This window comes from Streptomyces fildesensis (genome assembly GCF_016107395.1).
GTDB lineage: Bacteria > Actinomycetota > Actinomycetes > Streptomycetales > Streptomycetaceae > Actinacidiphila > Actinacidiphila fildesensis.
In genome coordinates, this window is the sequence record NZ_JAAIKO010000046.1 from 42,553 (window position 1) to 62,413 (window position 19,861).

Annotated in this window: 19 protein-coding genes; 4 read left to right on the forward strand and 15 right to left on the reverse strand. The window is 71.0% G+C overall.

All coding sequences use genetic code 11. The features are described from left to right. Window positions 1–185: 185 nt before the first annotated feature. The 7 genes from argF to C6N31_RS35885 form a co-directional block, all read right to left on the reverse strand. Window positions 186–1,184: an ornithine carbamoyltransferase gene (gene argF, locus C6N31_RS35855; RefSeq protein WP_138356526.1), complete on the reverse strand. Its 999-nt coding sequence runs from the start codon at window positions 1,182–1,184 to the stop codon at window positions 186–188. Between the two features lie 85 nt (window positions 1,185–1,269). Then, on the reverse strand, window positions 1,270–2,493 hold the full coding sequence (locus tag C6N31_RS35860) for an arginine deiminase (RefSeq protein ID WP_138356525.1): 1,224 nt from the start codon (window positions 2,491–2,493) through the stop codon (window positions 1,270–1,272). 145 nt (window positions 2,494–2,638) lie between these two features. Further along, window positions 2,639–3,529 carry a homocysteine S-methyltransferase gene (mmuM, locus tag C6N31_RS35865; RefSeq protein ID WP_138356524.1) on the reverse strand — a complete coding sequence of 297 codons (891 nt, stop codon included), beginning with the start codon at window positions 3,527–3,529 and terminating at the stop codon, window positions 2,639–2,641. A gap of 122 nt (window positions 3,530–3,651) precedes the next feature. After that, the gene (locus C6N31_RS35870) at window positions 3,652–4,575 is read right to left on the reverse strand and encodes an LLM class F420-dependent oxidoreductase (protein ID WP_138356523.1); all 924 of its coding nucleotides are present in this window, start codon (window positions 4,573–4,575) and stop codon (window positions 3,652–3,654) included. A gap of 153 nt (window positions 4,576–4,728) precedes the next feature. Next, on the reverse strand, window positions 4,729–5,178 hold the full coding sequence (locus tag C6N31_RS35875) for a DUF6099 family protein (RefSeq protein ID WP_138356522.1): 450 nt from the start codon (window positions 5,176–5,178) through the stop codon (window positions 4,729–4,731). 119 nt (window positions 5,179–5,297) lie between these two features. Beyond that, window positions 5,298–5,657, reverse strand: a complete 360-nt coding sequence (locus tag C6N31_RS35880) for a nucleotide pyrophosphohydrolase (protein ID WP_138356521.1) — start codon at window positions 5,655–5,657, stop codon at window positions 5,298–5,300. Between the two features lie 10 nt (window positions 5,658–5,667). Continuing rightward, window positions 5,668–7,032, reverse strand: a complete 1,365-nt coding sequence (locus C6N31_RS35885) for an AAA family ATPase (RefSeq protein WP_232486069.1) — start codon at window positions 7,030–7,032, stop codon at window positions 5,668–5,670. A gap of 89 nt (window positions 7,033–7,121) precedes the next feature. Here C6N31_RS35885 and C6N31_RS35890 point away from each other — a divergent pair, with 89 nt between their 5' ends. Together C6N31_RS35890 and C6N31_RS35895 are read left to right on the forward strand one after the other, a co-directional pair. Beyond that, entirely contained in the window at window positions 7,122–7,523 is a 402-nt protein-coding gene (locus C6N31_RS35890) for a hypothetical protein (protein WP_138356520.1), read from the forward strand. Between the two features lie 83 nt (window positions 7,524–7,606). Further along, the gene (locus tag C6N31_RS35895; RefSeq protein WP_198359092.1) at window positions 7,607–8,158 is read left to right on the forward strand and encodes a DUF1697 domain-containing protein; all 552 of its coding nucleotides are present in this window, start codon (window positions 7,607–7,609) and stop codon (window positions 8,156–8,158) included. Window positions 8,159–8,198: 40 nt separating this feature from the next. Here C6N31_RS35895 and C6N31_RS35900 read toward each other — a convergent pair whose 3' ends face one another. Both C6N31_RS35900 and C6N31_RS35905 read right to left on the reverse strand, forming a co-directional pair. Then, entirely contained in the window at window positions 8,199–9,530 is a 1,332-nt protein-coding gene (locus C6N31_RS35900; RefSeq protein WP_138356518.1) for a class I SAM-dependent RNA methyltransferase, read from the reverse strand. A gap of 104 nt (window positions 9,531–9,634) precedes the next feature. Further along, window positions 9,635–11,686: an APC family permease gene (locus tag C6N31_RS35905; RefSeq protein ID WP_138356517.1), complete on the reverse strand. Its 2,052-nt coding sequence runs from the start codon at window positions 11,684–11,686 to the stop codon at window positions 9,635–9,637. 180 nt (window positions 11,687–11,866) lie between these two features. Here C6N31_RS35905 and C6N31_RS35910 point away from each other — a divergent pair, with 180 nt between their 5' ends. Then, window positions 11,867–12,532 (forward strand): potassium channel family protein, encoded by a 666-nt coding sequence (locus C6N31_RS35910; protein WP_138356516.1) that lies wholly within the window; start codon window positions 11,867–11,869, stop codon window positions 12,530–12,532. Next, a complete protein-coding gene (locus C6N31_RS35915; RefSeq protein WP_138356515.1) occupies window positions 12,532–13,200 on the forward strand; it encodes a potassium channel family protein in 669 nt (222 codons plus the stop codon). The genes C6N31_RS35910 and C6N31_RS35915 overlap by 1 nt, the downstream gene beginning before the upstream one ends. Before the next feature lie 101 nt (window positions 13,201–13,301). On the opposite strand, the gene C6N31_RS35920 is transcribed toward C6N31_RS35915, so the two are convergent. The 6 genes from C6N31_RS35920 to C6N31_RS35945 all read right to left on the reverse strand — a co-directional run bounded on the left by C6N31_RS35920 (window position 13,302) and on the right by C6N31_RS35945 (window position 19,466). Further along, entirely contained in the window at window positions 13,302–14,024 is a 723-nt protein-coding gene (locus C6N31_RS35920) for a DUF3159 domain-containing protein (protein WP_138356514.1), read from the reverse strand. A gap of 3 nt (window positions 14,025–14,027) precedes the next feature. After that, a complete protein-coding gene (locus tag C6N31_RS35925; RefSeq protein WP_138356513.1) occupies window positions 14,028–14,426 on the reverse strand; it encodes an OB-fold nucleic acid binding domain-containing protein in 399 nt (132 codons plus the stop codon). Between the two features lie 96 nt (window positions 14,427–14,522). Beyond that, window positions 14,523–15,206 carry a response regulator gene (locus C6N31_RS35930; RefSeq protein ID WP_138356561.1) on the reverse strand — a complete coding sequence of 228 codons (684 nt, stop codon included), beginning with the start codon at window positions 15,204–15,206 and terminating at the stop codon, window positions 14,523–14,525. 107 nt (window positions 15,207–15,313) lie between these two features. After that, a complete protein-coding gene (locus C6N31_RS35935; protein ID WP_138356512.1) occupies window positions 15,314–17,854 on the reverse strand; it encodes a DUF4118 domain-containing protein in 2,541 nt (846 codons plus the stop codon). A 181-nt stretch (window positions 17,855–18,035) separates the two neighbouring features. After that, entirely contained in the window at window positions 18,036–18,644 is a 609-nt protein-coding gene (locus C6N31_RS35940) for a hypothetical protein (RefSeq protein ID WP_138356511.1), read from the reverse strand. 87 nt (window positions 18,645–18,731) lie between these two features. Continuing rightward, a complete protein-coding gene (locus C6N31_RS35945) occupies window positions 18,732–19,466 on the reverse strand; it encodes an ABC transporter ATP-binding protein (RefSeq protein ID WP_138356510.1) in 735 nt (244 codons plus the stop codon). Window positions 19,467–19,861: the final 395 nt, after the last annotated feature.

Below are 19,861 nucleotides of genomic sequence, written 5' to 3' on the forward strand. Positions count from 1 at the left end.
CGTCCTCCTTGGCGGGGGGAGGGGGTGCGGACGCCCGCAGAGCGAAGTTATCACTCATCTGTGACCGCCGTCACGAGTGCGAGATATCGGCGGCGGTGCCGCTGGATCCGCGCGGGCGCCCCGAGCGGGTGCCGCCGGGATCCGCGCGGGCGGCGGGGCGGACCACCGGGATCCGGGCCGCGCCGTCAGGCCAGCGTGGCCACCAGGATCGCCTTGATGGTGTGCATCCGGTTCTCCGCCTGGTCGAACACGACGGAGTGCGCGGACTCGAAGACCTCGTCGGTGACTTCGAGCGAGGTCAGGCCGTGCCGCTCGTAGATCTCCTGGCCGATCTTCGTCCCGAGGTCGTGGAAGGCCGGCAGGCAGTGCAGGAACTTCACGTCGGCGTTGCCGGTGGCGCGGAGCACGTCCATGGTCACCGCGTACGGGCCGAGCAGTTCGATCCGCTCGTCCCAGACCTCCTTGGGCTCCCCCATCGACACCCACACATCGGTGTGGACGTAGTCCACGCCGCGCACGCCCTCAGCGACGTCCTCGGTGAGGGTGACGCGCGCGCCGGTGGTCTCCGCCAGCCGGCGGGCCTCGGCGACCACCGAGTCCTGCGGCCACAGCTGCCGGGGCGCGACGATCCGGACGTCCATACCGAGCAGCGCGCCCGTGATGAGCAGCGAGTTGCCCATGTTGTAGCGGGCGTCGCCGAGGTAGGCGTAGGCGGTCTCGCCGAGCGGCTTGTCGGTGTGCTCGGACATGGTGAGCACATCGGCGAGCATCTGGGTCGGGTGCCACTCGTCGGTGAGACCGTTCCAGACCGGCACACCCGCGTACTGCGCGAGTTCCTCGACGATCGCCTGTCCCGCGCCCCGGTACTCGATGCCGTCGAACATCCGCCCGAGCACCCGCGCGGTGTCCTTGGCCGACTCCTTGTGCCCGATCTGCGAGCCGGAGGGGTCGAGGTAGGTGGTGCTCGCGCCCTGGTCGGCGGCCGCGACCTCGAACGAACAGCGGGTCCTGGTCGAGGTCTTCTCGAAGACCAGCGCGATGTTCTTGCCGGCCAGCCGCCGGACCTCGGTCCCCGCCCGCTTGGCCGACTTCAGCTCGGCCGCCAGCTCCACCAGGTGGCGGAACTCCTCGGGGCTGAAGTCCAGCTCCTTGAGGAAATGACGACCCTTGAGGTCGATGGCCATGGGGACTCCTAGGTAGCGGCAGAGGGGAGGACCTTGGAAGTCTATACGATCAATGACATGTTTATACAGATCTGCTTTTCCGTGCCTAGACCGCCTCGCGTTCGATGGGACAGCTCATACAGCGCGGGCCGCCGCGCCCCCGGCCCAGCTCGCTCCCCGGGATCTCGATCACCTCGATACCGCGCTTGCGCAGGAAGGTGTTGGTCGTGACGTTCCGCTCGTAGGCCACCACCACCCCCGGCTCGACGGCGAGCACGTTGCATCCGTCGTCCCACTGCTCGCGCTCCGCCGAGTGCACGTCCTGCGTCGCGGTCAGCACCTGGATGTCGTCCAGGCCCAGCGCCGCGGCGATCGCGCGGTTCATGTGCTCGGCCGGATGATCGGTCACCTTCAGGTCCCGGTCCCCCGCTCCGGGCTCGATCGAGTACGAGCGCAGCATCCCCAGCCCGGCGTACTTGGTGAAGGTGTCGCCGTCCACCATGGTCATCACGGTGTCCAGATGCATGAAGGCCCGCTTCTTCGGCATGTCCAGCGCCACGATCGTGCGGGCGGAACCCGCCGCGAACAGCCCCTGCGCGAGCATCTCCACCGCCTGCGGGGTGGTTCTCTCGCTCATCCCGATGAGCACCGCCCCATTGCCGATGACCAGGACGTCACCGCCCTCGATGGTCGACGGATATGCCGCCTGCCCCTCGGACCAGATGTGGAAGTCACCGCCGGCGAACAGCGGATGGTGCTGGTAGATCGCCTCGAAGTGCACGGTCTCGCGCTGCCGGGCCGGCCAGCGCATCGCGTTGATGCTGACCCCGTCGTAGACCCAGGCGGAGGTGTCCCGGGTGAAGATGTGGTTCGGCAGCGGGTTCAGCAGGAAGTCGTCCAGGCGCATGGCGTGGAAGAGCACCGAGATCGGCTCGGCGAACCGCTCGAGGAACTCCCGTTTGGTCATCCCGCCGACCAGCGCCTCGACCAGGTCGGGCACGGACAGCTCGTCGAACGACGCGCGCAGATGATCGGTGGCCAGCGGCCCGTACTGCTTCTCGTCGAAGACCCGGTCCAGCACCAGCGCCCGCGCCTCCGGCACCGCCAGCGCTTCCCGGAGCAGATCCCCGAAGAGATGGACCTCGACCCCGCGGTCGCGCAGCACATCCGCGAAGCCGTCGTGCTCCGCGCGCGCCCGGCGCACCCACAGCAGGTCGTCGAAGAGCAGCGCGTCCTTGTTGGACGGGGTGAGCCGCTTCAGTTCAAGGTCGGGTCGATGGAGGATGACGCGGCGCAGCCGCCCGGCCTCGGAATCCACGTGAAAGCCCATGGACACAGTCCTTCCCCTCTCACAGGCGCCTCGCACGCCCGGCGCACGCCCCGGTACCGGATGGACGTGTGGGGCGGGATCCACGGTGGCAGGGCGGTAGCCCTGCCGGTGTCCGGCGAGCACCGGGCGCGTGCCCGGCAGGGTGTCACACCTCGTGGCGCATCACCTCCGCCAGCGCGGCGATCTGCTCGGGCCCCACCCGGCAGCAGCCGCCGATCAGCCGGGCTCCCGCGGACCGCCAGTCGCGGACCCGGGAAGCCTCGAAGGTCACCTCGCCCTGCCACTTCCGGGCCTGGGCGTCCCACTCCTCGCCGCTGTTCGGATAAACCACGACGGGCTTGCCGGAGACCTCCGCGGCGAGTGCCACGGCGTGGTCGGCGTCCCGCGGGGCGCAGCAGTTGACGCCGACCGCCACCACATCGTCCCGCCCGGCGGCCAGTGCGAAGGCCGCTTCCAGCGGCTGCCCGGCGCGGGTCAGGTCGCCGTCGATGCTGTACGAGAGCCAGACCGGCACCCCGATCCCCTCGACCGCGCGCAGCAGTGCCTCCGCCTCGTCCGTGTCCGGCACCGTCTCCAGGGCGAACAGATCGGGCCCTGCCTCGGCCAGCGCCTCGATCCGCGGCCGGTGGAAGCGCTCCAGCTCCCGCACGCTCAGCCCGTACCGCCCCCGGTACTCGCTGCCGTCCGCCAGCATCGCCCCGTACGGGCCGACGGACGCCGCCACCAGCACGTCGGTACGGCCGCCCGCGGCGCTCCGCGCCAGCTCGACGCTGCGCCGCAGCAGCGCCGACGCCTCCTCCCGACCGGTCCCCCGGCGGGCGAAGCCCTCGTAGGTCGCCTGGTAGCTGGAGGTGATGAGCACCCGCGCACCCGCCCGGACATAGGCCGCGTGCGCCGCCTCGATCTGCTCGGGCGCGTCGGCCAGCAGCCGGGCCGACCAGAGCGGGTCGGACAGATCACAGCCCTGGGCGGCGAGTTGGTTGGACAGCCCGCCGTCCAGGACGAGCGGGGTGCCCAGGGTCAGGTCGGGCGGCATGACGGTCGCTCCTTGCTTCGGCCCCGGATCGGGTGCACCGGAGGTTCGTTCAAAGGGTCAGATCAGGTCGGTTCAGTGCAGGTGAGGTGAGGTGAGTTCAGTTCGGTTCGGTTCGGTTCGGTTCAGGTGAGTTGGGACTGGACCTCGGCGGAGATCAGTTCCAGATGGTCCAGATCGCCCAGGTCGAGGATCTGCAGATAGAAGCGGGTGGAGCCGGTCGCGGCGTACTGACCGATCTTGTCGATCACCTCGGCCGGGGACCCCGCCAGCCCGTTGGCCTTCAGCTCGTCGACCTCCCGGCCGATGGCCGCGGCACGGCGCGCGACCTCGGCGTCGTTCCTGCCGACGCAGGCGACCAGGGCGTTGGAGTACACCAGCTCGTCCTTCTTGCGCCCCTCCGCCTCGGCCGCCTCACGCACCCGGCCGAACTGCCGCCTGCTGTCCTCGACGGAGGCGAACGGGATGTTGAACTCGTCCGCGTAACGGGCGGCGAGCGCCGGGGTCCGCTTGGCACCGTGCCCGCCGATCAGCACCGGGATCTTCGTCTGGACCGGCTTGGGCAGCGCGGGCGAGTCCTTGAGCTGGTAGTACGTCCCGTCGAAGTCGAAGGTCTCCCCGACCGGCGTGGCCCACAGACCGGTCACGATCGCCAGCTGCTCCTCCAGCCGGCCGAACTTCTCCTTCGGGAACGGGATGCCGTACGCGGTGTGCTCCTTCTCGTACCAGCCGGCGCCCAGTCCGAGTTCGACACGCCCGCCCGACATCTGGTCCACCTGCGCGACCTGGATGGCGAGCACGCCCGGCAGCCGGAAGGTGCCGGCCGTCATCAGGGTGCCGAGCCGGATACGGCGGGTCTCGCGGGCCAGCCCGGCCAGGGTGATCCAGGCGTCTGTCGGGCCCGGCAGCCCGTCTCCGCCACCCATGCTCACGTAGTGGTCGGAGCGGTAGAACGCATCGAATCCGAGGTCCTCGGTGGCCTTGGCAACCGTGAGGAGGGTGTCGTAGGTGGCCCCCTGCTGGGGCTCGGTGAAAATGCGAAGATCCATGCCTCCCATCCTCCACGCCGGACCGCCCCGCACGTCAACCACGCGTCAAGACGTCGTCGATCTTGTGCACCGGTGGGTGTGTCCAGGGCCAACCGGACCCGTCTCCTGAGCCGCGGGCTTCACGAACCGAACGGCTTCACGAACCGAGCGGCCTCATGAACCGAGCGCGCCGAGCAGCGCGCAGACCCGGTCCTTGGATTCCTCGGCGGCGTCCATGGCGTCGATGCACTGCCAGTACACCGCCTCCTCCTCCGCGGAGCAGGCCAGCCCCACGAGGGCAGCGCCCAGCTCCGAGAGCAGGTCCCGCAGTTCCGTCAGCGCACGGGCCGGTTCCCGCACGCAGGTGAGTATCGACGCCCGGACGGTCTCCGGTCGGGCGCCCGGCAGCCCCGAGAGCCCGGCCGGTCCGCAGGCCCGGCCGCCACCCGGCTCGCACACAGTGAACCCGGCGGCCCGCAGCTCCGGCGGTCCGTGCAGGGCCAGATGGCCGCCCACCGCCTCCGCGAGTGCCTGCGCCTGCCACGCCTCCGTGATCAGGTCCTGAACCTGCCACGCCTGTTCGAGGGCGTGCCGGGTGGCCAGGATGAGCCGTACCGCGTCCATGATGTACTCCCCCTGCCGCTGCGTGCTACCGACCTGTTACCCAGAGTGACGGTCGATGGCCGCGAGCGGAAGGGGGGTCCCCGCGCCTGTGGATTACTCGCCGGTTGTGGATATCCCGGTCACCCGGTCGGATGAAGCGTGCCCGGTCCCTCGTCCTCCGCCGGCATCGGGAAGCGCAGTTCATTGCGGTCGATCTTCGCCGAGAGCGCCTTCAGCACATCGATCTCCAGCACTTGGCAGAACTGCAGCAGATACGCCAGGACGTCCGCCACCTCGTCCTCCACCCGGTGCGCGGTCCCGGCGTCCTCCATCACCCGGCCCGCCTCCTCCGGGGTCATCCACTGGAAGATCTCCAGCAGTTCGGACGCCTCGACGCTCAACGCCGCGGCCAGGTTCTTGGGTACGTGATATTGCTGCCAGCGCCTGGCCGCCGCGAAGGCGGTCAGACGGCGCTGCAGCGCCTGCAGATCCTCGCTCATCCGCACAGGTCTACCGCATGGTCGGCGCCGAACGCGCGGGCACCCGCTCCCCGGCACCCTCCCCCGCTTCCGGCCCCGTCCCGGTTCCGGGCTCCTTGCGCGGCTCGGTTCCGGGATCCCCGACGGCCGCCCCCTCCGCCTCCGCCTCCGCCCCCGCCTGCTCCGGCCGCCGCGGGCGGACGAAGTCGATGACCGACACCCCGCCCAACCCCTCGGCGACGGAGGCGTCGTGCACCGCGCCCAGCAGCCGGATATGGCCGCGGCCGGCCGCCATGCCCGCCAGAGCGAGCAGCTCACGGGTCTGCCGGCGGTCCATCCCCAGATCGAAGCCGTCGCTGAGCACGGTCAGCACCTGGGCGGCCGGGAGGAGTTCGGCGCTCGTGTCGACCGCCAGCACTCCCGGCCCGGTCAGCAGGACCAACGCGATGGCCAGGAAGCGCAGTTCCCCGTCGCCCAGCCGGTCCACCGGCACCAGCCCCAGCGGCCCGCGGTCCACCGCCGCGATCACGGACCGCAGTTCGGCCCCCGAATCGGCGCCGGCCGCCCGGGACCGCAGGACGGTCAGCCCGTCGACCGGCGGGCTGCAGACCTCCCGCATCGCCCGCACCAGCGCCGCGTGCCGTGTACGGCACTCGCCTTCGGTCCTGGCCAGGACCGCCGAGAGGTTCTCGCAGCCTCGGCGGAGCATCCCGTCCCCGGCGTCCACCGGCGCCCGCATCGTCTCCGGCCGCGGCTCCACCGGGAACACCCCGCGTAACGCCAGCACCAGTTGTTCCACCGCAGCCAGCACCAGCCGCTGGCCCTCGGTGCGGCCCGCGACGCGCAGCGGCAGCAGCGCCGTCGCCAGCAGATCGTCGGGGAGTGGCGCGCGGGTGACGGGCACCAGGCCCGCCGTGTGCCACGCCGCCTGGACGGTGCGCCGTTCCGGATCGCGCAGCGCGGTGGTCAGCAGCGTCTCCCCGCCGCCGGTCAACCGCTCGCCGACAATGCGCAGTTCGGGCTCGGCCTGCACGGCCACATCCAGCCGGACCGGTCCGACGGGTCCGGTGACCGTGCAGCCGATCCGGAATCCGCGCCGCCCTTCGGCGTCCGGCTGCGCACCCTGCGGCACGCAGGCCGCGGCCCCGCCCCGCACGCTTCCCGTCCCGTTCCCGGACCCGGACCCGTTCCCGGATCCGTCGAAAACCTCGCTCAGCGTCTCTCCGCCGGCCAGCCGCCCCAGCGCGGTCAGCGCCTCCAGGACGCTCGATTTCCCTGTCCCGCTGGCGCCGGCGAGCAGGGTGAGCGGACCCAGCGCGAAGCTCGCGCCCCGGTGCGACTTGAAGGCGGACAACCGCAGTTCGGTGACAGCGGGACGCTCACTCGTGAAGTTCATATCCGCGAACGTAGCCAGCGCGACTCCTGCCGAACCGTTACGTCAGCCCCCACGTCCTCCGAACGGGCGAAGCCCGGCAGGATGACGGTATGGAGATCAAGGATTCCGGCCCCGCAGCGGGCATCGATCTGACCTCGTTCGGCAGCCACGGCGTGCGCCACGTGAGCATCCACCGGAACGCCGGCCCCGGAACGCCATCCGGGCCCGCGTCACCCGTGGTCGCGGTGGCCCTCATGCACCTGGCCCCCGGCGGCCGCCTCGGCCGGCATCAGGCGACGATCCCGCAGGCGCTGACCGTGGTCGCGGGCGACGGCTGGGTGAGTGGCGCGGAAGGCAGAGCGGTTCCGATCACCGCAGGCCAGGCTGCCTGCTGGGCGGCCGGCGAGGACCACGAGACCTGGACCGACACCGGCCTCACGGCCGTGGTCGTCGAAGCGGCCGAACCACACCCCACCGGCCTGCTCGGGCGCGCCCCGGTCACCGAAGCCTGAGGTTAGAGGTCAGACGTCAGAGGTCAGAGGTCAGAGGTCAGAGGTCAGAGGCATCGTCCGACCCCTGGTCTACGGTGGGCCGCGTGACGAGCTATGTGGCGCTGCTCCGCGGGATCAATGTGGGCGGCAAGAACAAGGTGCCGATGCAGACCCTGCGCGAGCTGCTGACCGGGCTGGACTGTACGGACGTCAGAACCCATCTCCAGAGCGGCAACGCCGTCTTCGGCCACCCCCGGGCCGACCCGGCCGCGCTGGCCACCGGCCTGGAGGCACGCATCACCGAGGAGTTGGGGCTCATCATCCGCTGCCTCGTGCGGGACGGCGCCGATCTCCAGCGGGTGGTCGAGCAGAATCCCTTCGACATGGAAGGCGTCGACCCGTCCCGGTTCCTGGTGACCTTCCTGTCCGGCCCGCCGGAACAGGAGCGGCTGACCGCCATCGATCCCGCGGCCTACACCCCGGAGGAGTTCCGCCTCGCCGACCCCAAGGCCCCGAACGAGATCTATCTGCACCTGCCGACCGGCATCCAGAAGTCCCGTCTCGCCCTGCTGTTCACCGACAGGAAACTGGGGGTGACCGCGACGGCCCGCAACTGGAACACGGTGCTCAAGCTCACCGCGATGGCGGCCGAGTAACCCGGGACCGGCCGCGCCGGAACCCGGGCGGCCCGGAGCCTCAGGCCGACTTCGCCACCGGCGCCAGGATCGCGACGCACTCCACGTGGTGCGTGAGCGGGAAGAGGTCGAAGGCGCGCAGGGACACCGGCTTGTAGCCCGCCTCCGCGAAGTACGCCAGGTCGCGCGCGAGCGCGGCCGGGTCGCAGGCCACGTAGGCGATGCGGCGGGCGCCGAGCGAGGCGAGGTGCTTGACGGTGGACTTGCCGGCGCCGACCCGCGGGGGGTCGAGGACGATCAGGTCGGCCTCGGTGATCTTGGTGCGCGGCAGTACGGTCTCGACCTTGCCGTGCTCGATCCGCACACGCTCCAGATCGGCCAGGTTGTGCCGGGCGTCCTCCACCGCGCGCTTGCCGGACTCGATGCCGAGCACCGCGCCGGTCTCGCCGACCTTCTCGGCGATCGCGCCGGCGAACAGGCCGACGCCGCAGTACAGGTCGAGGGCGGTGTCGCCGTCACGCGGCTGGAGGCCGTCCAGGACCGCCTCGGCCAGCAGGTCGGGGGCCTGCGGGTGGACCTGCCAGAAGCCGCCGGAGCCGACCCGCCAGGTGCGGCCGACGGCGCGCTCGCGCACGAAGCCACGGCCGTGCACCTTGTGTACGCCGCCCTGCTCGTCGACGCGGGCGACCGAGACCGGCCGGTCCAGCTCGACGATCGGCAGCCGGCCGTCGGGGGTGGGCGTGACGATGACCTGGCGGTCGTTGGAGCCGGTTGCCGCGATGGCCTCGACGGACGCGGTGTCCGGCCACTCACGGGTCTCGATGCCGAGCTCGGTGACACCGGGCGCCGCGATCAGGCACTGGTCGATCCGCTCGATCTCGTGCGAGCGGTGGCGGCGCAGTCCCGCGTAGCCCTCGGCGTCGACGGCGAACTGCACGCGGGTGCGCCACGCGGGCACCTTGCCCTCGACGCCCTTGTCACCGGGCGCGGGCTCGACGGTGCCGTCCCAGCCGGCGTCCTGCGGGCTCAGACCCGCGAGGCGGCTGAGCTGCTCGGTGATGACGTCGACCTTCAGCCGGCGCTGGGCGCCGGGGGCGACGTGCTGCCAGTCGCAGCCGCCGCAGGCGCCGGGGCCGGAGTACGGGCAGGGCGCCGGGACGCGGTCGGGGGACGCCTGGAGGATCTCCACGGCGTCGGCGCGCAGGAACTTGGAGTCCGGTCCGCCCTCGGTGATCTTGGCGACGACGCGCTCACCCGGCAGTGCGTGCCGGACGAAGAGCACCCGTCCTTCGTGACGGGCGATGCAGTGACCGCCGTGCGCGACGGGCCCGACCTCGACCTCGTAGCGCTCCCCGACCAGCTCGTCGGCCTGTTCCTTCGTACGGTTCTGCATGATGAACAGGCTCCTGCGAGAGGTGGTGCGGCGGGGTGGTGCGGGCGGGACCGTAGAACGGCAGCTCACCAGTCTACGTCCCGCCGCACCCCCCGCCTTACGGCCTACTTCTGGCCGGTGTGTTCCTTGTCCCGCTTCGGCGGGCTGACCGGGCCGCGCCGGATCGCGCCGGGGGCGTTCCAGTCGGCACGCTTGCGCGCCCGGACCTTGGCCCGCTCGGAGGAGTCCAGCTGCCACGGCACCGAGGTGACCATGACGCCCGGGGTGAACAGCAGCCGGCCCTTGAGCCGCAGGGCGCTCTGGTTGTGGAGCAGGTGCTCGTACCAGTGGCCGACGACGTACTCGGGGATGTAGACGCTGACCACGTCGCGCGGGCTGGCCCGCCGCAGGCCCTTCACGTACTCGATGATCGGCCGGGTGATCTCGCGGTAGGGCGAGTCCAGGACCTTCAGCGGTACGTCGATGCCGCGCCGGGTCCAGTCGGCCTGCAGGGCCTTGGTGTCGGCCGGGTCGACGTTGATGCTGAGCGCTTCGAGGGTGTCGGAGCGCATCAGCTTGGCGTAGGCCAGGGCGCGCAGCGTCGGCTTGTGGACCTTGGAGACCAGGATGATCGAGTGCACCCGGGACGGGCGCACCTCCTCGTCGGTGCGCTCGTCGCCCGCCGCGATCTCCTCGGCCACCCGGTCGTAGTGGCGCCGGATGGCGGTCATCATCCCGTAGAAGAGCACCATGCCGAGGACCGCGACCCAGGCGCCGTGCGTGAACTTCGTCAGCAGGACGATGATCAGCACCATGCCGGTGAAGAAGGCGCCGAAGGTGTTGATCGCCCTGGACCGGTGCATGTGGCGGCGCTTGGCGGTGTCGGTCTCGCTGCGCAGATGGCGGTTCCAGTGCCGGACCATGCCGATCTGGCTGAGCGTGAACGAGACGAAGACGCCGACGATGTACAGCTGGATCAGCCGGGTCGAGTCGGCGCCGTAGATGTAGACCAGGACGGCGGCGAAGCCGGCCAGCACCACGATGCCGTTGGAGAACGCGAGCCGGTCGCCACGGGTGTGCAGTTGGCGCGGCAGGTAGCGGTCCTGGGCGAGGATCGAGCCGAGGACCGGGAAGCCGTTGTACGCGGTGTTGGCCGCCAGGAACAGGACGAGCGCGGTGACGGCGGCCAGGAAGATGAACGGGATCGAGTTGTGCCCGAAGACGGCTTCCGCGACCTGCGCGATGACCGGGTCCTGGGTGTAGTCGGGGCCCACCGGCTTGCCGTCGACCAGCAGGTCGGTCGCCGGGTTCTCGGCCATCCGGACGTTGGTGTACATGGCCAGCGCGATGATGCCGCAGAACATGGTGACGGCGAGCACGCCCATGGCGGCGAGCGTGGTGGCGGCGTTCTTCGACTTGGGCTTCTGGAACGCCGGGACGCCGTTGCTGATGGCCTCGACCCCGGTGAGCGCGGCACAGCCGGAGGAGAAGGCCCGTAGCAGCAGGAAGACCAGGGCGAAGCCGCTGATGCCGCTGACCTCGGCATGGATCGTGTAATGCGCGGTGGGCGCCTCCATGGTGGCGCCGGTGGCGATCTTGATGCAGCCCCAGACGATCATGGCGAAGACGCCGGCGACGAACGCGTAGGTCGGGATCGCGAAGATCGACCCGGACTCGCGCACCCCGCGCAGGTTCATCACCATCAGCAGGAAGATCATGCTGACCGCGCCCAGCACCTTGTGGGTGGCGAAGAACGGTACGGCCGAGCCGAGGTTCTCGATGCCCGAGGCGACGGACACGGCGACGGTCAGCACGTAGTCGACGAGCAGCGCGCTCGCGACGGTGAGACCGGCCTTCGGCCCGAGGTTGGTGGTGGCGACCTCGTAGTCACCGCCGCCGGACGGGTACGCGTGCACGTTCTGCCGGTACGACGCCACGACGGTGAACATCAGCACGACGACCGCGACCGCGATCCACGGGCTGAAGTGGTAGGCGGACGCGCCCGCGATCGACAGGACCAGCAGCACTTCGCCGGGCGCGTACGCGACCGACGAGAGGGGGTCGGAGGCGAACACCGGAAGCGCCAGCCTCTTAGGGAGGAGGGTTTCTCCCAACTTGTCGCTGCGCAGGGCGCGGCCGATCAAGATCCGTTTCGGCAGGTCAGTCAGTTTGGGCACGGAGAGGATGGTAAGCGCTGCGCCGTACGTGCATGCGACCGCCACCCTCCTAAGAGAAGGCAAAGTCCCGCTCGGGCCGTCCGCAACCTCCCACTGGGGTGCAAGCGTGTGTAGCTTGGGCCGCGGTCTGAGACGCTTATCGGGTATCGGCCAAAAATGTTGACAGCCGGAAGGACGGGCGTGCACGTCGTGATTATGGGCTGCGGAAGGGTGGGTTCCACTCTTGCGCAATCCTTCGAACAGCAAGGTCATACGGTCGCTGTGGTGGACCAGGACCCGACGGCTTTCCGCCGTCTGGGATCCGGGTTCGGCGGGCGCCGGGTGACCGGAGTCGGGTTCGACCAGGACACGCTTCGCGAGGCCGGAATCGAGGAGGCAGGCGCCTTCGCGGCGGTCAGCAGCGGCGACAACTCCAACATCATCGCGGCCCGGGTGGCCCGGGAGATGTTCGGTATCGAGAACGTGGCCGCCCGGATCTACGACCCACGGCGTGCCGAGGTCTACCAGCGGCTCGGCATCCCCACCGTGGCCACCGTGCGGTGGACCGCGGACCAGATGCTGCGCCGGCTGCTGCCTTCGGGCGCCGAGCCGCTGTGGCGGGACCCGAGCGGCGGTGTGCAGCTCGCCGAGGTGCACACCTCGCCCGGCTGGGTGGGTCACAAGATCAGCAAACTGCAGGACGAGACCGGGGTCCGTGTGGCATTCCTCACCCGGCTGGGCGAGGCGATGCTGCCTTCCTCCCAGACGGTGCTGCAGGAAGGCGATCTGGTGCACGTGATGATGCGCACGGACGGAGTCGCCGAGGTCGAGGCCGCGTGCGCCAAGGGTCCTGAGGAGGCGCACTGATGAGAGTCGCCATCGCCGGAGCCGGCGCGGTCGGCCGCTCGATCGCGGCCGAGCTGCTGGAGAACGGGCACGAGGTCCTGCTCGTCGACAAGAATCCCACCTCCATCTCGGTGGAGCGGGTACCGCAGGCCGAGTGGCTGCTCGCCGACGCCTGCGAGATCACCTCGCTGGACGAGGCGGCGCTGCAGCGCTGCAACGTGGTCATCGCCGCCACCGGTGACGACAAGGTCAACCTCGTCGTCTCGCTGCTCGCGAAGACCGAGTACGGGGTGCCGCGGGTCGTGGCCCGGGTCAACAACCCCAAGAACGAATGGCTCTTCAACGAGTCCTGGGGCGTCGACGTGGCCGTCTCGACCCCGCGGCTGATGTCCGCGCTGGTCGAGGAGGCCGTGAGCGTCGGCGATCTCGTGCGGCTGATGCGCTTCAGCCAGGGCGACGCCAACCTGGTGGAACTCACCCTGCCGCCGGAGGCCGCGCTGGTCGGCACCCGCGTCGGCGACGTGGAGTGGCCGCAGGACACCTCGCTGGTGACGATCATCCGGGGCAACCGGGTGCTCACGCCGTCCAAGGACGACGCGCTGGAGGCCGGTGACGAGCTGCTGTTCGTCGCCGCACCGCACCGCGAGGAGCAGCTGGAGGACCTGCTGTCCGTCCAGCGCGAGGACTGACAGGACCGGTCATGACGACGGGCGCCCCGGACCGGGAAGGTCCGGGGCGCCCGTCGTCATGATGAGCGGGGATGAGCGGAATCGAGCGGAATACGCCGAGGTCAGGACGCGGCGGCGGCCTTCTTCGCCTCTTCCTCGGCTTCCATCTCGGCGATCACGTTGATCGGCGGCGGAGCCTTCGACAGGAAGATCCACGTCAGGTAGACGGACAGCAGCATCGGCGGGATGCCCAGCGCGACCTTGACCCAGCCGAGCTGAGTGGCGTCCCCCCACCAGTACAGCGGGAAGAGGATCGCCGACTTGGCCAGCAGGATCAGCCCCCAGGCCCAGCTGGCCTTGGTGTAGGCGCGCAGCCGGCCGGGGTTGCGCTTGCGCCAGGAGAGGTTCTCCTTGAAGACCGGGCCGAGGATCAGGCCCAGCAGCGGGACGCCCGCGATGGCGGTGGCGATGTACGCGACGGCCAGCCCGAGGGTGTACAGCATCCCGGGCAGGTAGAAGTTCTTGGCATCGCCGGACATCATCGCGAAGACCGCGCCGAAGGCCACCCCGAAGACACCGCTGAAGGCGTGCTTGAGGGTGTCCTTGCGGGCCAGCCGGGCGATCCCGAGCAGCACGGAAAGACTGAGCGCGGCGATGGCCGCGATGTGGATATCTCTGTTGATCGTGTAGATCAGGACGAAGACCAGGCCGGGCACGGTGGTCTCCACCATGCCCCGGATGCCGCCGAACGCCTCGAAGAGAGCGGCTTCGGTGATCGCCTTGGAATCGCCGTCCGTACCCTCCCCGGTCCGCGGGTCCTCTGTCTGCTTGTCGATCGACGCCACCGACTACTCCTGTCCGACCGGACGCAGTTCGTACTTGGGATTGAACAGGACGGGACGGCCGTGGTTCATCGAGATCCGGCCCGAAGCGATGATCTTGCGCCCCGGCTCTATCCCGCTGATACTGCGGCGTCCCAGCCACACCACGTCAAGGGCTGCGGAGCCGTCGAACAGCTCCGCCTCCAGCGCGGGCACTCCGGCCCGTGGTCGCAGTGTGACCGTGCGCAGACTACCGGTCACCGTCACTATCTGCCGGTCTCCGCAGTCGCAGATCCGCGTGCAGCCGACGGACAGGGCGTCCTTCTGCAGCTCCTCGGAGTGCAGCTCCTCCTGGGAGGACGACAGGCGGTCTATCATGCGCCGGAAGCGGCCGGTGGGTCGGTCCGAACGGGTGGCACCACTCATGTATCCAGCGTACCGGGCCCGGCCGACAAGGCGTCCGGTACGCCGGACGGCCGATCACCGCCCCGCGGATGTCCGTTCAGTGCCCGAAGGGGCTTTTCAGTGCTCGAAGCGGTAGCCCATGCCCGGCTCCGTGATGAAATGCCGCGGATGCGCGGGATCCGCCTCCAGCTTGCGGCGCAGCTGCGCCATGTAGACCCGCAGGTAGTTGGTCTCGGTGCCGTACGAGGGCCCCCACACCTCCTGCAGGAGCTGCTTCTGGCTGACCAGCCGCCCGGTGTTGCGGACCAGGACCTCCAGCAGATGCCACTCGGTCGGGGTGAGCCGGACGTCGGCGCCACCCCGGTTGACCTTCTTGGCCGCCAGGTCGACGGTGAAGGTCTCGGTCTCGACCGTCGCGGCGTCGTCCTCGGGCCCGCCGGGCGCCGCCCGGCGGACGGCGGCCCGCAGCCGGGCCAGCAGCTCGTCCATGCCGAACGGCTTGGTGACGTAGTCGTCCGCTCCGGCGTCGAGCGCCTCGACCTTCTCGTCGGACGTCTGGCGGGCCGACAGGACGATGATCGGCACCCGGGTCCAGCCGCGCAGCCCCCGGATCACCTCGACGCCGTCCATGTCCGGCAGGCCGAGGTCCAGGACGATCACATCGGGGTGGCGGGCGGCGGCCAGCTGCAGCGCGCTCGCGCCGTCGTGGGCGGCGTCGACCTCGTACTTGCGGGCCCGCAGATTGATCACGAGCGCGCGCACGATCTGCGGCTCGTCGTCCACCACGAGCACCCGGTACATGGAGTTCCTCTTCTCGGTCACATCGGTCACATCGGTCGGATCGGTCACCGTCACATCGGTCGTGTCAGCTGCTTCGGTCGCGTCGGTCACGGTGCTGCTGCCCGCCCTCACGACGTCGCCCCCGCCGGCAGGTCCGGGCGGGCCGGACGGCCGCCGAGGGCGGCCTGGAGGGTGAGCACCATGGTCAGGCCGCCGCCGGGGGTGTCCTCGGCGACCAGCGTGCCGCCCATGGACTCGGCGAAGCCGCGGGCGACCGCGAGGCCCAGGCCCACGCCGTTGCCGCGCGGTGCGTCGCCGTAGCGCTGGAAGGGCTCGAAGATCCGGTCCTTGGCGGTCTCCGGCACCCCGGGGCCGCGGTCGACGACCCGCACCTCCACCCGGTCGCCCAGCGCGCTGGCGGCCACCACCACCTTGGACCCCGGGGAGCTGTACTTGACGGCGTTCTCGACGACGTTGGCGACGCTGCGCTCCAGCAGGCCGGGATCGACGGCGACCATCGGCAGGCTCTCCGGGATGTCGAGGACGACGCTGCTCTCCGGGACGCCGCCGAGCGCCATCGGCACCACCTCGTCGAGATCGATCTCGCGGATCAGCGGGGTGACCGTGCCGGTCTGCAGGCGGGACATGTCGAGCAGGTTGCCGACCAGGTGGTCGAGCCGGTCGGCGCCGTCCTCGATGCCGGCCAGCAGCTCGGCCTCGTCCTCGTCGGACCAGGCGACGTCGTCGGCGCGCAGCGACGACACCGACGCCTTGATGGCCGACAGCGGTGTCCGCAGGTCGTGGGAGACGGCTGCGAGCAGCGCGGTGCGGATGCGGTTGCCCTCGGCCAGCTCGCGGGCGTGCTCGGCCTCGCCCTCCAGCCGCTGCCGGTCCATGACGACGGCCGCCTGCGCGGCGAAGGCGGAGAGCACCCGGCGGTCCGAGGCGGGCAGCACCCGCCCGGTGAGGGCCAGCGAGAGCCGGTCGCTGACCGGCACCTCGACGTCGGCGTCCTCGGGGCGCAGGCAGGGGCGCTCCCCCACGCTGGCCTCCCGGGTCCAGGCACCGTGGTCGCTGTCGCGGGCCAGCAGCACCACCGAGTCCATGCCGAACGTCTCGCGGACCCGTTCCAGCAGGGCCTCGAGGGAGCTCTCGCCGCGCAGCACGCTGCCGGCCAGGTACGACAGGATCTCGGCCTCGGAGCGCAGCCGGGCGGCCTGCTGGGTGCGGCGGGCCGCGAGGTCCACCACGGAGGCCACCGCGAGGCCCACCACGACGAAGATCACGATCGCGATGATGTTCTCGGGCTCGGCGATGGTGAAGGAGTGGGTGGGCGGCGTGAAGTAGTAGTTGAGCAGCAGCGATCCGGCGAAGGCGGAGGCCAGCGCCGGGAGCAGCCCGCCGACGAGGGCCGCCGCGACCGTGAGGGTCAGGAAGAGCAGCATCTCGGTGGCCTGGCTCATCCCGGGGTGCCAGTTGGTGAGCAGCAGCGCCAGCAGGACGGGACCCACGACCCCGGTGAGCCAGCCGGCCACGACCCGGGAGCGGCCCAGGCTGGCGCCGCGCGCGGAGGGCAGTCCGCGGCCCTTGGCGGCGTGCTCGTGGGTGACGATGTGGACGTCGATGTCGCCGGACTCGCGGGCGACGGTGGAGCCTACGCCGGGCCCCAGCACGTACTGCCAGGCCTTGCGGCGGCTGGTGCCGAGCACGATCTGGGTGGCGTTGACCCCACGGGCGAAGTCCAGCATGGCCTCGGGGATGTCCTCCCCGATGACGTGGTGGAACGATCCTCCGAGGTCCTCCACCAGGGTCCGCTGGGCGGCCAGCTCCTTGGCGGAGCCCGAGGCCAGCCCGTCGCTGCGGACGATGTGGACGGCGAGGATCTCGCTGCCCGAGCCCTTGGCCGCCATCCGGGCGGCCCGGCGGATCAGGGTGCGGCCCTCGGGTCCGCCGGTGAGGCCGACGACGATCCGCTCGCGGGCCTGCCAGGCGGCGGAGATCCGGTGGTCGGCGCGGTACTCCTGGAGGTACTCGTCGACCCGGTCGGCGACCCACAGCAGCGCCAGTTCGCGCAGCGCGGTGAGGTTGCCGGGCCGGAAGTAGTTGGACAGCGCCGCGTCGACCTTGTCGGAGGCGTAGATGTTGCCGTGTGCCATCCGGCGCCGCAACGCCTGTGGCGACATGTCGACCAGCTCTATCTGGTCGGCACGGCGCACCACCTCGTCGGGCACGGTCTCGCGCTGCCGGACGCCGGTGATCGACTCGACCACGTCGCCCAGCGACTCCAGGTGCTGGATGTTGACCGTCGAGACGACGTCGATCCCCGCCTGGAGCAGTTCCTCGACGTCCTGCCAGCGCTTGACGTTGCGCGAGCCGGGCACATTGGTGTGCGCGAGTTCGTCGACGAGCGCGACCGCTGGATGCCGCGCGAGCACCGCGTCCACGTCCATCTCGGTGAACTCCGCGTCGCGGTACTCCAGCTCCCGGCGCGGGATCTGCTCCAGGCCGTGCAGCATCACCTCGGTGCGCGGGCGCCGGTGGTGCTCGACGAAGGCGACGACGAGGTCGGTGCCACGCTCGGTACGCCGGTGCGCCTCGGAGAGCATGGCGTAGGTCTTGCCCACGCCGGGGGCCGCTCCGAGGTAGATGCGCAGTTTGCCGCGTGCCATGGCCCCATCGTTCTGCTCGGATGCGCCTGTCGCCCGGACGCGCGTGCGGCGCTTGTCTCGACCTTAGAACGACCGAAGGGGACATATGGGACCGGGGTGGCCGCCGGGGAGTACCTTGACGGCGCCTTAACCCCTCCGGGTGACCCTCCGGACCCTTGCCGGCCGCAGGGTTCCCCGTTCATCAGGGGGCCGCGATGGGCCGCGGCAGCGTGTGACAAACCGCGTTCGCAGGACTGCCATACGGACGTAACGCCGGACCGTTGACCCGCCGCGCGCCGCCAGCGAGCATCGGCGCATGCCCTCCACCGACCGCCCGCCATGGCTCGTCGCCCTGCCGTCCGTGCCCGCGCCGGCCGCCGGCCGCGGCGGCGAGGGCGGCGCCACCGGGGCGGTGCTGCGGGCCGTGCTGCGGGGCGGTCCGGTGGCCAGGACCGCGCTGGCGCGGGACACCGGGCTGAGCCCGGCCGCCGTCTCCCGGCACACGGCCGAGCTGATCGGGCTCGGGCTGCTGCGCGAGCTGCCGCCGCCGGACGGTCCGCCACGGGCCGGCCGCCCCCAGGTGCCGGTGGACGTCGACCCCGCCCACCACGCCGTCTGCGGGGTGCACATCGCGCTGCCGCACACCACCTTCGCCGTGGTGGACCTGCGCGGGCGGGTGACGGCCCAGGAGCGGTTGCCGCACGACGGCTCGGTGGGCGACGTCCTGGGCGGGATCCGCGGCCATCTGCCCGGGTTCCTGCACCGGCACGCCGCCGGGCGCCGCCGGGACGTCCGGCAGCGGCAAGGTCACCCTGCGGAGCGGTTTCCAGGGACAGAGCGTGGCCACCACGCTCAAGGCGGCGGACGGCGGCTGAGCCCCGGTGCTCAGGCCGCCGGCTCAGCTCTCGTCGACGATCCGGCCGTCGCGCAGTTCGAGCACCCGGTCGGCCAGGGCCAGCAGCTGGGCGTCGTGGGTGGCGACGAGGGCGGTGACGCCCTCGCTGCGGACGACGGCGCGCAGCAGTTCCATGACGGCGAGGCCGGTCTCGGCGTCGAGCTGACCGGTCGGCTCGTCCGCGATGATCAGGACGGGCCGGTTGGCCAGGGCGCGGGCGATGGCGACCCGCTGCTGCTGGCCACCGGACAGCTCGCCGGGGCGCTGGGCCGCGTGGTCGGAGAGCCCGACGAGCGACAGCAGCAGCTCCACGCGCTCCTCGCGCTCGCGCGGCGGCACCTTGCGCAGCCGCATGGGGACGCCGACGTTCTCGGCGGCGGTGAGGATCGGGATCAGTCCGAAGGACTGGAAGACGAAGCCGATTCGGTCGCGGCGCAGCGCCAGCAGGCCGTTGTCGCCGAGCCCGGCGAGGTCGGTGCCGTCGAGCGTGATCCGGCCGCCGTCCGGCGAGTCCAGGCCGCCCACCAGGTTGAGGATGGTGGTCTTGCCGGAGCCGGATCGGCCCTTGAGGGCCACCAGCTCACCGCGCGGCACCCGGAAGGAGACACCGCGCAGCGCGTGCACGGCCGTCTCCCCGCTGCCGTAGGTGCGGCGAAGGTCCTCGACGACGACCATCTCCCCCGTCGCCGGCCCGTCCGCGACCGCCGTCCCCGCGTGCCCCGTCGACTGCTCGCTCATGCGCTGTCCCCCTCCTGACCCGGATCACCGGGCCACACCCCGTTGTGGTCGTTCCCGGCCGTGCGCCGCACCCGTCGGCCCCGGCCGCCGTACTGCTACTGCGTGTACGCGCTTGCCAGCTGGAGCCTATCCACCTGGTCAAGGATTTCCCGGCCCGGGCTCCTCCGGACATGGCGAAGGGCCGGATCCGTGATCATGGATCCGGCCCCTGGCCGTGGTCGGTCATCCGACGCACCGGTGGAACGGGGTGCGGCGGGTTCTAGGGCGTGTTGCGAAAGTCCCGCCTGGCCCACGGCGTCTGGCACGCGCCCTCGCTGCGTTGTCGGGCTCGTCCCAGTACGTCCAGTACGAGGACGACCCTCCGCCTTGCGAGCGCACGCACCAGACGCCGTGGG

Coding starts and splice junctions, on each gene's coding strand:
- argF (WP_138356526.1), bottom strand. CDS start 1,184: ATGGCCATCGACCTCAAGGGTCGTCATTTCCTCAAGGAGCTGGACTTC.
- C6N31_RS35860 (WP_138356525.1), bottom strand. CDS start 2,493: ATGGGCTTTCACGTGGATTCCGAGGCCGGGCGGCTGCGCCGCGTCATC.
- mmuM (WP_138356524.1), bottom strand. CDS start 3,529: ATGCCGCCCGACCTGACCCTGGGCACCCCGCTCGTCCTGGACGGCGGG.
- C6N31_RS35870 (WP_138356523.1), bottom strand. CDS start 4,575: ATGGATCTTCGCATTTTCACCGAGCCCCAGCAGGGGGCCACCTACGAC.
- C6N31_RS35875 (WP_138356522.1), bottom strand. CDS start 5,178: ATGGACGCGGTACGGCTCATCCTGGCCACCCGGCACGCCCTCGAACAG.
- C6N31_RS35880 (WP_138356521.1), bottom strand. CDS start 5,657: ATGAGCGAGGATCTGCAGGCGCTGCAGCGCCGTCTGACCGCCTTCGCG.
- C6N31_RS35885 (WP_232486069.1), bottom strand. CDS start 7,032: ATGAACTTCACGAGTGAGCGTCCCGCTGTCACCGAACTGCGGTTGTCC.
- C6N31_RS35890 (WP_138356520.1), top strand. CDS start 7,122: ATGGAGATCAAGGATTCCGGCCCCGCAGCGGGCATCGATCTGACCTCG.
- C6N31_RS35900 (WP_138356518.1), bottom strand. CDS start 9,530: ATGCAGAACCGTACGAAGGAACAGGCCGACGAGCTGGTCGGGGAGCGC.
- C6N31_RS35915 (WP_138356515.1), top strand. CDS start 12,532: ATGAGAGTCGCCATCGCCGGAGCCGGCGCGGTCGGCCGCTCGATCGCG.
- C6N31_RS35925 (WP_138356513.1), bottom strand. CDS start 14,426: ATGAGTGGTGCCACCCGTTCGGACCGACCCACCGGCCGCTTCCGGCGC.
- C6N31_RS35930 (WP_138356561.1), bottom strand. CDS start 15,206: ATGTACCGGGTGCTCGTGGTGGACGACGAGCCGCAGATCGTGCGCGCG.
- C6N31_RS35935 (WP_138356512.1), bottom strand. CDS start 17,854: ATGGCACGCGGCAAACTGCGCATCTACCTCGGAGCGGCCCCCGGCGTG.
- C6N31_RS35945 (WP_138356510.1), bottom strand. CDS start 19,466: ATGAGCGAGCAGTCGACGGGGCACGCGGGGACGGCGGTCGCGGACGGG.